Genomic DNA, 11,408 nt, shown 5'->3' on the forward strand with positions numbered 1-11,408 from the left:
GTCAGACCACGGGGTAGAACGACGCGCGCCCGCGTTTGCGCAGGCTCGCGGGGCGCCCGTCGTCGGCGGCGTCCCGGACGCTGCGGACCACCGACGCGCTGCGGGCGTCGAGGGCGCGCTCGACCGCGGCGGCGTCGACGAAGGAGTGCCACTCCTTCTCCACGGCGAGGTGGTCGTTGCGACCCTCCTCGTGGGCGATGGTCAGCTCGTGCCGGGCGGCGAGGCCGTACAGGGCCAGGACCTTCTCCCCGTTCCGGCGCGCGTAGGAGTCCAGGAACGACGGCGTCAGGGTGCCCTGGTGGGCGGCGAACTCGAGGTCCCGCAGGACCTGGTGCAGCGGCTTCACGGTGTCCTCCTCGACCTGCGGAGCGCGACCCGGACGGGTCGTGGGTCATGGATCGGCCGCCCGGAGTCCGGCACTGAGCCCTCGGGCACCGGGAACTTCTAGATCACCCGGTCGGCGCAGCGCTGCAGACGCGGTCCCGGCCGGTGGCCTTGGCGCGGTAGAGGGCGGCGTCGACGCGCCCCATGAGCGCGGCCGGGTCCTCCCCCGGCCACCGGACGGCCAGTCCGACGGAGACGGTCTGCGGGGCCGGGCAGACCCCGCGCAGCCGGTCGGCGAGGACGTCGGCCGCGGCGACCAGGTCACCGCGCAGGAGCAGCGCGAACTCCTCCCCGCCGTGCCGCGCCAGGACGGCGTCCGCCGGCAGCGCGCAGCGCCAGGCCTCGGCGGCGGCCCGCAGCACCGCGTCACCCGCGGCGTGTCCGTGGGTGTCGTTGAGCCGCTTGAAGTGGTCGAGGTCGAGCAGCGCCACGGCCACCGCCCCGCCGTCGTCGACGGCGCGGCGCAGCTCGGCGTCCCAGCTGCGCCGGTTCGGCAGACCGGTGAGCTCGTCCGTGCGGGCGAGCCGGGCCAGCGCCTGCGCCTGCTGCTGGACCCGCCCGACGGCGTGGTGCACGCGGCTCACCGCGAGCGCGGACAGGACGAGCCCACCCACGCCCGTGACCAGCCAGTCCACGGGGACACCGGCGACGCCCTGGACCAGCAGCACGGCGGGCGGCAGGCACGCCGCCCCGCCGACGACGACCCAGTGCGTGCGGGACCAGGGGCGCGCCTGCGGGAGCCCCGTCCCCAGGTCGTCCGACCGCGGCAGGGCCAGCGCCGCGGCCATGAGCAGCAGGGCCAGCTGGAACGGCAGCCCCAGCCAGGGCCGCACGTCCACGGGCAGCACGGCCACCAGCGCCGCGAAGGCGCTGTCGCCGAACAGGAGGCACGCCCAGGACGCCGCGAGCAGCTGCGCCGGGCGGGTCGGCGCCCGCCCCGAGAGCCGCAACCGCAGCAGCAGGCCGAGCCCGGCCAGGTCCAGCACGGGGTACAGCGCGGTGAAGGCGATCTGGACGGGGTCGGGGTCGCCGGCGAGCGCCGGGCGCAGCAGCAGGGCGGTGACGGCGACCCCCAGGCCCGTGACGGCGACGCCGGCGTCGACGGTGGCCGCGCGGTCGCGCGTGCCGCGGTTGAGCAGCACCATCCACGCCGTGACCAGGACGGCGCCCGCGAGGAAGAAGGGTTCGGCCGGGAGCGTGAACCCGGGCGTGCCGCCGAGCAGGAGCGCGAACTGGAAGACGGCGTAGCCGACGGCGAGGGCGAGCACCCCGGCGGCCTGCAGGTGCCACGCCGTGCGCAGGGCGGCGGGCCGTCGGCGCAGGCGGGAGGCGGCGACGAGGAACGCGAGGCCGGCGGGGGCGACGGCCGCGACGGCCTGCGTCCAGGCCGGTCCCCAGCCGTCGACGAGCACCAGGCCGGCGACCACCGCGACGGCGGCGGCGGCGCGGGCCACCGGGCGGGTGCGCGTCACACCCGTTCCATCGGCACCTACCGTCCGGCGATGAGGTCGATCTCCACGAGGGCTCCGACGGCGAGGCCGGTGACCCCGACGGTGGTGCGGGCGGGCAGCGGCCCGGCGAACCAGGTCCGGTACCGCTCGTTGAACGCGGCGAAGTCCTCCTCGAAGCGCGTCAGGTAGACGCGGACCTGGAGGGCGTCGTCGAGGGTGAGGCCCAGCTGGGCCAGGACGGCGGTGAGGTTGGCCCGCACCTGCTCGGCCTGCTCGACGACCCCGCCCTCGACGAGGAGCCCGGTCGCGGGGTCGGTGGGCATCTGCCCGGTGACGAAGACGAGGTCACCGAGCCGGGTGGCGTGGGCGAACGGTCCGACCTGCGGCGGGACGCCGTCGTCGGGGCTGAAGACGAAGGTCTCTTTCACGGGCGTGAGCCTGGCAGGCGCTCCACGCGCAGGGGCAGTCCGCCGCGCGGGCGGAGGGTGACGAGCGCGTCGACGGGCCGCGGGGGTCCGGCGGGGCGGACGGTGTGGGTGCGCAGGAGCGTGGCGAGCACGAGGACCTCCTCGACGAGGGCGAGGTCGCGCCCGATGCACAGGCGCGGCCCGGCGCCGAAGGGGACGTAGTGGTCGCGGCGGGCGGGCTCGAGGAAGCGGTCGGGCCGGAACGCCGTCGGGTCCTCCCACAGGGCGGGGTCGCGGTGCAGGGCCCACGTGCAGACGATGACGAGGGTGCCCGCGGGGACGTCGACCCCGGCGACGACGTCGTCGGTGAGGGCCTGCCGGGTGATGACCCACGCCGGCGGGTACAGCCGCAGGGCCTCGTCGACGGCGGCCCGCAGGTACGGCAGTCGCGGCAGGTCGTCCCAGCCGGGCTCCGCGTCGAGGGCGGCGACCTCGGCGTGCACCCGCGCGAGGGCGGAGGGGTTGCGGGACAACAGGTCCAGCGTCCACGTGAGCGAACTGGCGACCGTCTCGTGGCCGGCCACGACGAACGTCACGAGTTCGTCGCGCACCTGCCGGTCGTCCATCCCGGCGGCGAGCATGAGCCCGACGAGGTCGCGCGGGTCCTCCAGCGACCGCCGCGTCCGGTCGGCGAGGATGCGGGCGCAGACGTCGTCGACGGCCGCCACCTCGCGCGCCAGGCGGGCGCGGGACGGGGTGGGCCAGGTCCCGGGCACGGGGCTGGCGGCGCGGCGGACGACGAGTTCGAGGGCCCGGCCGACGGCGGCGACGAGCAGCGGTGCGTCCTGGGACAGGTCCGCGGCGGCGAGGGTGTGCCCGACGACCTCGAGCCCGGCGCGCGACGTGGCGTCGAGGACCTCCAGGGGCCGCCCGGGGGCCAGCGCGTCGGCCTCGGCCGCGAGCCGGCGGCCGGCGTGCACGGCGTGGCCGGCGACGTCGCGCAGGCCGGCGTGGTGGAAGGCGGGTTGCACGACCCGGCGGTGGGTGCGCCAGCGCTGCCCGTCCCCGGCCAGCAGACCGGGCCCGGTGACGGTGGCCAGGGCGTTGTACTGGATCGTGGCCTTGCCGTACGCGCGGGCGTTCTCCACGAGGACGCGCCGGACCCCGGCCGGATCGGCGAGGACGAGGACCGGGGTGCGCGGCAACGGGATCGCGGCGGCCGCGCCGTGCCGTGCGGTGACCTCGGTGAGGAACAGGTGCGGGGCCCGCAGGATGCGCGGGACCGCGCGCACCATGTCGAGCGGCGAGGGGCCGCCGACGTCGAGCGGGGAGTAGCGGTTCAGCGGTCCGGGCCTAGAGGTAGAGACCGGTGCGGCCCGCGGCCTCGTCCGGGGCCGCGACGGCGTGCAGGTCGCGTTCGCGCAGCAGGGTGTAGCCCTTGCCGTGCAGCTCGACCTCGGCCTTCTCCTCGGGGTCGAACAGCACCTTGTCCCCCGTCGCGACCTGCCGCACGTGCGGACCGACGGCCACGACGGCGGCCCAGGACAGCCGCTTGCCGACGGCCGCCGTGGCCGGGATGAGGATGCCGGCGGAGGACTTGCGCTCGGCCGCGTCGTCCGGCAGGACGAGGACGCGGTCGTGCAGCATCCGCACGGGCAGCTGGTCGGGGGTGCTCACGGGTCAGCGGCGCTTGCGCACCGCGCGGACGACCACGAACGTCGTGACGCCGAGGACGGCGACACCGACGGCGGCGACGCGCTCGACGCGCAGGCCGCCCCGGTGGTCGAACGCGAAGGACTGGACCCGGCCGCGCACCTGCACCAGCGAACGCTGCGCGATGGTCTTCGGCGCGAGCCGGTCGGTGAGCTCGTCGATCGTGCCGGCGAGCGCCGCGCGCCGCGCCTCCACCTCGCGCTCGAGGGCGCGCGGGTCCTTGGTCGTGATCTCGGCCTTGCCGTCGCTGGCCGCCACGGCCACCTCCTGTGTTCCTCTGGACGTCCCCGGAACCGTACCGGAGAAGGAGTGCCTCCTCCTGCGGGGGCTCGCGCGGGGGTTAGGGTCGCGGTCCATGACGCGTCTGGTGCCCGGAGACCCCGCCCCCGACTTCACGTTGACCGCCCACGACGGCTCGACGGTGGCGCTGAAGGACCTGCTGACCGTCGGCGAACGGGTCGTCGTGTACTTCTACCCGGCCGCGATGACCCCGGGCTGCACGACGCAGGCGTGCGACTTCCGCGACTCCCTCGACGCACTGAACGCCTCGGGGTACACCGTCGTGGGGATCTCCAAGGACGGCGTCGAGAAGCTCGCGGCCTTCGCCGAACGGGACGGCATCACGTTCCCCCTGCTGTCCGACCCCGACCACGCGGTGCTCGAGGCGTACGGCGCGTGGGGCGAGAAGACGAACTACGGCCGGACGTCGGTGGGCACGATCCGCTCGACGGTCGTCGTGGACCCGCAGGGCGTCGTGGAACTCGCGCAGTACAACGTGCGGGCCAAGGGTCACGTGGCCAAGCTCCGGAAGGACCTCGGGGTCGACCAGTAGTCTGGCGCCCGAGCGGGAGTGGTGTAACTGGCAGCCACGCAGGATTTAGGTTCCTGTGCCTCCGGGCGTGAGGGTTCGAGTCCCTTCTCCCGCACTCACACGGTCAGGGGCGTGAACACCACGGGCGTCGTCGTCGGCTGCTTCGACCCGCGGGCGGGTTCCACCGAGATCCCGACGCCCGTCGCGGCACCGGCCGGCACGACGACGGCCGAACCCCCCGCCGACGTGACGTGGAGCATCCCCGCCGACGTCAGGGCGTCGCCGTCCGCCAGCCACAACTGGTAGTCGCGCCCGCTGCCGGGCTCGGGCAACCCGGACGTCACCACCCCGATCCGGCCGTCGGCCTGGACGAGCGTCGCGGTGCCACCGTCGGTCGCGGCGACGGTCGAGACCCGTGCCCCCGGGGTGGCGAGCAGGTCGGTGATGCGTTGGCGGGCGACCTGCTGGGCGCTCACGACGGTGTCGCCGGACCGGTTGGCCACACCGACACCCACCCCGACGCCGACGGCACCGACGACGATCCCCGCCGCGGCCACGAGCGCGCTCCAGCGCGACGGGCCCCGCCGACGGGCGCGTTCGGTGCGCAGGTCCACGACGGGTGCGGGCCGGTCCGCGGCAGGGCGTTCCTGAGGAGTCGTGGCGAGGGCGGCGAGCACCGCGGACCGCAGGCGCGGCGGCGGCGGCGTACCCGCGGCCAGCCGGGACGCCGTCTCCCGCAACGCGTCCGCGTCGGCGCGTTCGTCGGGGTGGGTCGCCAGGCGGTCCTCGAAGGCGGCGCGTTCGTCGTCGTCGAGGGCGTCCAGCGCCCAGGCACCGGCGAGCAGGGGGTCGTCCCGTCGTTCGTCCCTGGCGTTCACCGGTCCCCCACCCCCAACGCGTCGCGCAACCGGATGAGCCCGTCGCGCAGGCGCGTCTTGACGGTGCCCAGCGGGAGCTGCAGGTCCTCGGCGATCTCCCGGTGGGTGCGCCCGCCGTAGTAGGCGAGGTCGATGGCCTGGCGCTGCACGGGGGTGAGCGAGGTCAGCGCCCGGCGCACCTCGTCGGCTTCCAGCACGTCCTCCACCTCCTCGCTCACGCTGTCGTAGGGGGGCACCTCACGCAGTGCCGCCTTCTCGTCCCGCAGGGTGCTGGCCTGGGCCGACCGCACCCGGTCGACGGCACGTCGGTGGGCCATCGTGACGACCCACGCGCGAGCTGTCCCCCGCGCCGGGTCGAACCGCGCCGCCGTCCGCCACGCTTCGAGGAAGACCTCCTGCACGACCTCCTCGGACTGCGCCGGATCGCGCAGGACCCGGAGCACCGTGCCGTGGACCGCCCCCGCGGTGGCGTCGTAGAACGACGCGAAGGCGTGCTGGTCGCCGCGGGCTGCGGCCACCAGTGCGTCCTCGGTGGTGGTGGTCATCGTGGTCACGATGGCACACCCCCTCCCCTCCGTCTGTCAGGAGGAGTTCGACGCCGATGCGTCGTCGGATGGTGTGACCGTCGTCACTCCCTCTCGTCACTCCACGTCGTCACTCCACGGTGACGGACACGGAGGGGTACCCGCTGGCCCCGTCCGGGACCGGTGCGGCCACGACGTCGGTCTGCGGGGTGCCCGTCCCGTCGGTCGCCCGCACCTGCAGGGAGTGGGTGCCGGCCTCCCGGGCGTCCCAGGAGAAGACCCACTGGCACCAGGTGTCGGCCGAGGCGGCGGGCAGGACCCGGGCCTGCTGCCACTCCCCCTCGTCGACGCGCACCTCCACGCGGGAGATGCCGCGGTGCTGGGCCCAGGCGACCCCCGCGACGGGGACGCGGCCCCGGCGCACGGTGGCCGAGGCGCGGGGGACGTCGATGCGCGAGGCCGTCTTCACCGGGCCGCGTTCGGCCCAACCGCGGTCGGTCCAGTACGCGGTCTTCGTCGCGAACGTCGTCAGCTCGAGGTCGGTGACCCACTTGCAGGCCGAGACGTACCCGTACAGGCCCGGGACGACGAGCCGGACGGGGAACCCGTGCTCGCGCGGCAGCGGCGCCCCGTTCATGCCGACGGCCAGGAGCGCGTCGCGGCCGTCGGTCAGCTCGGCCAGGGGCGCGGACAGGGTGAACCCGTCGGTGCTCGTGGCGTAGACCATGTCGGCGCCCTGCCGGACACCGGCCTCGGCGAGCAGGTCGGCGACGGGGTACCCGAGCCAGCGCGCGTTGCCGACGTAGTCGCCGCCGACCTCGTTGCTGACGCACGTCAGCGTGACCCAGCGCTCGCGCAGCGGTTTCGCGAGCAGCGTCGCGAAGTCGAGGGTGACCTCGCGCTCGACGAGGCCGTGCACGCGCAGCGACCAGTCCTCGGCGCGCAGGTCGGGAACCACGAGCGCGGTGTCGATCCGGTAGAAGTCGCCCGTCCGGGTGGCGTAGCGCGTGAGGCCGTCGGCGACGTCGGCCGCGGGGTCGATCCCCGCGGGGAGGGCGGGCGCGGGGTCCGCGGGCGCGGGCAGCACGACCCGGTCGCGGGAGATCTCCGCGCTGCGGGCCGCCACGAGCGCCTGGCCCCCGCCCCCGGTGACGGCGGCGGCCGCCGCGGTCCCGCCGAGCAGCAGGGCGCGGCGGGCGGGGTCGGTCGCGCCCGGGGCGGTGCGGACCACCCGCCGGACCAGCAACGTCAGGGCGTACGCGCCGGCGAGGGTGCCGAGCAGCGAGGGCAGCGGGGTCAGGGCGGTCGCGTCGGGACGCGTGACCGCCGCGAGGACCCCGACCGCGCCCAGCGCGACGACGACGGCCACCCCGGCGCGCAGCCGGCGCCGCGCGAGAAGCCCGGCGCCCGCGGCGACGAGCACGAGGAGGACCGCGGTCGTGGCGAGGAGCACCGTCTTGTCGGACGTGCCGAACGACCGGATCGCCCACTCCTTGACCGGGGCCGGCACGCGGTCGACGACGGCGTCGCCCACGACGACGAGGGGAGCGGCCGACGGGGAGACGATCCCCGCGGCCACCTGCCCCACGCCGAGGGTGAGGGCGGCGGCGAGCACCCCGGACCAGGCGGCCAGCAGCCGTCCAGCCCGGACGTTCCCCTCCGGCTCGTCCGCCCGTGGTGTTCCGTCCACCCCCACGTCAGGCTTCTTCGGAGCCGGACCCGTCGTGGATGGGTCCGGCCTCCCGTCGGCCTTCCAGCGCCTCGACGACGACGGGGGCCAGGGCCCGGAACGCGCGCCCGCGGTGGCTGATCGCGTTCTTCTCCTCGGGCGTGTGCTCGGCCAGGGTCCGGGTCGCCCCCTCGGGCAGGAAGACGGGGTCGTAGCCGAACCCGCCGGCACCGGCGGGGGCCGTCGTGATCGTCCCGCGCGAGCGTCCCTCCCGCACGGCGCTCGTCCCGTCGGGCAGGGCGAGCGCCGCGGCGCAGACGAAGGCGCCACCCCGGTGCTCGGCGGGGACGTCGGCGATCTGCGCGAGGAGCAGCTCGAGGTTCGCGACGTCGTCCCCGTGCCGGCCGGCCCAGCGGGCCGAGAAGATCCCCGGCGCCCCGCCCAGGACGTCGACGGCGATGCCGGAGTCGTCGGCGATGGCGGGCAGGCCCGTGGCGGCCGCGACGGCGCGCGCCTTGAGCAGCGCGTTGCCCGCGAAGGTCACCTCGGTCTCGGCGACCTCGGGCACGTCCTCGAACGCGTCGACCGTCAGCACCTCGACGTCCGGCAGCAGCGGGGCCAGGACGGCCCGCAGCTCCCCCACCTTGTGCGCGTTGCGGGTGGCGAGCACGACGCGGGTGCTCATCGGGCGAGCGCCTCGGCCTGCAGCGCAGCCAGTCTGCTCGTCCCGACCAGGGCCAGGTCGAGGAGCGCGTCGAGCTCGGCGCGGTCGAACGGCGCTCCCTCGGCCGTGCCCTGGACCTCGACGAACTTCCCGTCACCCGTCACGACGACGTTCATGTCGGTCTGGGCGCGCACGTCCTCGACGTAGGGCAGGTCCAGGACGGGCACCCCGTCGACGACACCGACGCTGATGGCCGAGACCGACCCCGTGAGCGGCTGCCGGGAGGCCTTGACGATGCCCTGCCCGCGGGCCCAGGAGACGGCGTCCGCGAGCGCCACGTACGCGCCGGTGATCGCGGCCGTGCGGGTGCCGCCGTCGGCCTGCAGGACGTCGCAGTCCAGGACGACCGTGTTCTCCCCCAGCTGGGCGGTGTCGACGACGGCGCGCAGCGACCGGCCGATGAGGCGGGAGATCTCGTGGGTGCGGCCGCCGATCTTGCCCTTGACGGACTCGCGGTCGCTGCGGGTGTTCGTCGAGCGCGGGAGCATCGCGTACTCCGCGGTCACCCAGCCCTGCCCGGACCCCTTGCGCCAGCGCGGGACACCTTCGGTGAAGGAGGCGGCGCACAGCACCCGGGTGCGGCCGAACTCCACGAGGACGCTGCCCTCGGCGTGGTCGAGCCACTGGCGGGTGATGGTCACGGGGCGCAGCTCGTCGACGGCGCGGCCGTCGGCGCGGACGGGGGTCTGGTCGGTCACGGCTCCAGTGTGACCGATCACTCGACGTCGCGCCCGGAACACGCTGCGTCGCAACGCGTGCTCGTTCGGTGAAAGGGCGCCCACGAGGGCCCGCGGGGGTCCATGCTGTGCCCCATGTCTCGACGTTCGACGGCGGCACTGGTGCCCGGTGACCGCGTCGTCACCGGCCTCGCCGACCACGAGGGTGTGGTCCTGCGCCCGCTGCGGTGGAGCCCCCGGCCGCTGTCCCGCACGACGGTCCGCGAGGTCGCCGCGGTGCACCGCACCGGGCCCCTGCGCCGCGTCGTCCTGGAGTTCACCGACGGTGCCCGCAGCCAGGCCGTCGCGGCCTCGGCGCGCTGGACGGTCGCCCCGGCGCCGGCCGAGCGGGCGCCGATGCTCAGAGTGCGCCGAGGTAGAGCGGACCGGTCTCGTCGACGTCGACCAGTTGCGGTCCCAGCTGGGGCCCCAGGAACCGCTGCGCCAGAAGGCGGAACGCGCGGGCGTCGCCCGTCGAGGTGAACCGGTGCCGCGGCTGCGGCAGGTCGTCGGGCCGCAGCAGCTCGCGGGCCGCCAGCTCGCGGTAGACGTCGAAGGCCGTCTCCTCCGCGCTGGAGACGAGCGTGACGTCGTCCCCGACGACGCTGCGCAGCACCGCCATGAGCAGCGGGTAGTGCGTGCAGCCCAGGACGAGGGTGTCGACGTCGGCCGCGATGGCCGGCGCCAGGTACTCCCGCGCGGCCGTCAGCAGCTCCGGCCCGCTCGTCACCCCGCGTTCGACGAACTCCACGAAGGCCGGGCAGGCCGCCGTCGTCAGGGCCAGGTGCGGTGCCGCCGCGAAGGCGTCCTCGTAGGCGCGCGAGGAGATCGTCGCCCGCGTCCCGATGACCCCGACGCGACCGTTGCGGGTGGCGCGCACGGCCCGGCGGACGGCCGGCTGGATGACCTCGACGACCGGCACGTCGTAGCGCTCGCGCGCGTCGCGCAGCATCGCGGCCGACGCCGAGTTGCACGCGATGACGAGCATCTTCACGCCCGACTCCACGAGCCGGTCCAGGACGTCGAGGGCGAGCCGGCGCACCTCGGCGATCGGCTTGGGGCCGTAAGGGGCGTGCGCGGTGTCCCCCACGTAGTGCACCGACTCGTGCGGGAGCTGGTCCAGCACGGCGCGGGCGACGGTGAGGCCGCCCACCCCGGAGTCGAAGATGCCGATGGGCAGTTCGCGGTCGCCGCTGCTCACGAGCCCGCTCACGACAAGGACCTCACGAGCGTCTCCTGGAGGTGGGTGGTGAAGTCGTACACGGCCCACGCCCAGCGCGCGGGGTCGTCCTCGGCGAGGTCGGCGTAGGCGTCGTGCTCGTCGCTGATCCCCAGCCGCGTGCCGAGGGCGAGGCGGATGTCGTTGAGCGCCACGAGCCACGTGCGGGCGCCGTCGGCGTCGAGCTGCACGCGTCCGCCCTGCCCCACGACGGGGTCCAGGCTCGCGAGCACGGCCCGCGCCGCGGCGGCCTTGCGCTCGCGCAGCCCGCGCTCGGTGAACCGGCGGAAGTCCGCCGAGGCCTGCGGGTCGTCCGCGGCGTAGGCGTTGGGGAGCAGGCGCTGCAGGACCTCGTCCTCCGGTGCCGTCGTCGGGCCGTCCGCGCCGAGGTCGGGGACGTCGTCGAAGCCCGCCAGGTCCTCCAGCCCCAGCTCGGCCGCCAGCGGGTCCACGCGGCGGGCGGGACGTTCGGGCACCTCGAGGAGCTCGAGGACCTCACGCGCCAGGGAGGCGAGGAGGTCGGCCTCCGAGACGTGCAGGGTGAGGGAGAACAGGCCGTGCCGGGACCGTCGGAAGGTGGCCACTCACTCGTCCTTCTGCAAGGTCGCCCACAGGCCGTAGCCGTGCATCGCCTCGACGTCGCGTTCCATGGACTCCCGCGTCCCGGAGCTCACGACGGCCCGGCCCTTGGAGTGCACGTCCATCATGAGCGCCTCCGCCTTGGCCTCGGAGTAGCCGAAGTGCGTGCGGAAGACGTAGCTCACGTAGGACATGAGGTTCACCGGGTCGTTCCAGACCAGGGTGACCCACGGGGTGTCCGGACTGGTGGTGAGGTCGGCTTCCGGACGCTCGAGCTCGGTGGGAGCGGTCAGGACGGCGGACACCCGTGCAGTCTAGGCAACCGGACGTGGT

The 11,408-nt window shown here is 75.3% G+C and carries 15 protein-coding genes and 1 tRNA gene; 2 read left to right on the top strand and 14 right to left on the bottom strand.

All coding sequences use genetic code 11. The features are described from left to right. Position 1 precedes the first annotated feature (1 nt). The 6 genes from AB0637_RS12620 to AB0637_RS12645 all read right to left on the bottom strand — a co-directional run bounded on the left by AB0637_RS12620 (position 2) and on the right by AB0637_RS12645 (position 4,213). Positions 2-346 (bottom strand): hypothetical protein, encoded by a 345-nt coding sequence (locus AB0637_RS12620; RefSeq protein ID WP_366172610.1) that lies wholly within the window; start codon positions 344-346, stop codon positions 2-4. Positions 347-449: 103 nt separating this feature from the next. Continuing rightward, positions 450-1,856 (bottom strand): GGDEF domain-containing protein, encoded by a 1,407-nt coding sequence (locus AB0637_RS12625; protein WP_366172612.1) that lies wholly within the window; start codon positions 1,854-1,856, stop codon positions 450-452. A gap of 17 nt (positions 1,857-1,873) precedes the next feature. Beyond that, a complete protein-coding gene (locus AB0637_RS12630) occupies positions 1,874-2,263 on the bottom strand; it encodes a Rid family hydrolase (RefSeq protein ID WP_366172614.1) in 390 nt (129 codons plus the stop codon). Beyond that, entirely contained in the window at positions 2,260-3,585 is a 1,326-nt protein-coding gene (locus AB0637_RS12635) for a cytochrome P450 (protein WP_366172703.1), read from the bottom strand. Before AB0637_RS12635 ends, AB0637_RS12630 begins: the two co-directional genes overlap by 4 nt. A 10-nt stretch (positions 3,586-3,595) precedes the next feature. Continuing rightward, a complete protein-coding gene (locus AB0637_RS12640; protein WP_366172705.1) occupies positions 3,596-3,889 on the bottom strand; it encodes a co-chaperone GroES in 294 nt (97 codons plus the stop codon). Positions 3,890-3,922: 33 nt separating this feature from the next. After that, a complete protein-coding gene (locus AB0637_RS12645) occupies positions 3,923-4,213 on the bottom strand; it encodes a DUF3618 domain-containing protein (protein ID WP_366172616.1) in 291 nt (96 codons plus the stop codon). A 97-nt stretch (positions 4,214-4,310) separates the two neighbouring features. On the opposite strand from AB0637_RS12645, the gene bcp reads away from it, so the two are divergent. Further along, positions 4,311-4,787: a thioredoxin-dependent thiol peroxidase gene (bcp, locus tag AB0637_RS12650; RefSeq protein WP_366172618.1), complete on the top strand. Its 477-nt coding sequence runs from the start codon at positions 4,311-4,313 to the stop codon at positions 4,785-4,787. A 12-nt stretch (positions 4,788-4,799) separates the two neighbouring features. Next, positions 4,800-4,881: transfer RNA gene (locus AB0637_RS12655), tRNA-Leu, on the top strand. Between the two features lies 1 nt (position 4,882). On the opposite strand, the gene AB0637_RS12660 is transcribed toward AB0637_RS12655, so the two are convergent. The 8 genes from AB0637_RS12660 to clpS all read right to left on the bottom strand — a co-directional run bounded on the left by AB0637_RS12660 (position 4,883) and on the right by clpS (position 11,380). Then, positions 4,883-5,644, bottom strand: coding sequence for an anti-sigma factor (locus tag AB0637_RS12660; RefSeq protein WP_366172620.1), 762 nt, complete (start codon positions 5,642-5,644; stop codon positions 4,883-4,885). Continuing rightward, positions 5,641-6,189: an ECF RNA polymerase sigma factor SigK gene (sigK, locus tag AB0637_RS12665; RefSeq protein ID WP_366172622.1), complete on the bottom strand. Its 549-nt coding sequence runs from the start codon at positions 6,187-6,189 to the stop codon at positions 5,641-5,643. Before sigK ends, AB0637_RS12660 begins: the two co-directional genes overlap by 4 nt. A 109-nt stretch (positions 6,190-6,298) precedes the next feature. Next, a complete protein-coding gene (locus AB0637_RS12670; RefSeq protein WP_366172624.1) occupies positions 6,299-7,864 on the bottom strand; it encodes a molybdopterin-dependent oxidoreductase in 1,566 nt (521 codons plus the stop codon). A 1-nt stretch (position 7,865) separates the two neighbouring features. Then, complete coding sequence (gene rdgB / locus AB0637_RS12675) at positions 7,866-8,522, bottom strand: RdgB/HAM1 family non-canonical purine NTP pyrophosphatase (RefSeq protein ID WP_366172626.1); 657 nt, start codon at positions 8,520-8,522, stop codon at positions 7,866-7,868. Continuing rightward, positions 8,519-9,259, bottom strand: a complete 741-nt coding sequence (gene rph, locus AB0637_RS12680) for a ribonuclease PH (protein WP_366172628.1) — start codon at positions 9,257-9,259, stop codon at positions 8,519-8,521. Before rph ends, rdgB begins: the two co-directional genes overlap by 4 nt. 379 nt (positions 9,260-9,638) lie before the next feature. Then, positions 9,639-10,490, bottom strand: coding sequence for a glutamate racemase (gene murI, locus AB0637_RS12685; protein WP_366172630.1), 852 nt, complete (start codon positions 10,488-10,490; stop codon positions 9,639-9,641). Continuing rightward, positions 10,487-11,080: a DUF2017 domain-containing protein gene (locus tag AB0637_RS12690; RefSeq protein WP_366172632.1), complete on the bottom strand. Its 594-nt coding sequence runs from the start codon at positions 11,078-11,080 to the stop codon at positions 10,487-10,489. The genes murI and AB0637_RS12690 overlap by 4 nt, the downstream gene beginning before the upstream one ends. Next, positions 11,081-11,380 (bottom strand): ATP-dependent Clp protease adapter ClpS, encoded by a 300-nt coding sequence (clpS, locus tag AB0637_RS12695; protein ID WP_366172634.1) that lies wholly within the window; start codon positions 11,378-11,380, stop codon positions 11,081-11,083. Positions 11,381-11,408: the final 28 nt, after the last annotated feature.

Source organism: Kineococcus sp. NPDC059986 (assembly GCF_040702905.1).
GTDB lineage: Bacteria > Actinomycetota > Actinomycetes > Actinomycetales > Kineococcaceae > Kineococcus.

Bases quoted from the DNA above. Each gene is read 5' to 3' on its own strand.
- AB0637_RS12640 (WP_366172705.1), bottom strand. From the start codon at position 3,889: ATGCTGCACGACCGCGTCCTCGTCCTGCCGGACGACGCGGCCGAGCGC.
- bcp (WP_366172618.1), top strand. From the start codon at position 4,311: ATGACGCGTCTGGTGCCCGGAGACCCCGCCCCCGACTTCACGTTGACC.
- sigK (WP_366172622.1), bottom strand. From the start codon at position 6,189: ATGACCACCACCACCGAGGACGCACTGGTGGCCGCAGCCCGCGGCGAC.
- rdgB (WP_366172626.1), bottom strand. From the start codon at position 8,522: ATGAGCACCCGCGTCGTGCTCGCCACCCGCAACGCGCACAAGGTGGGG.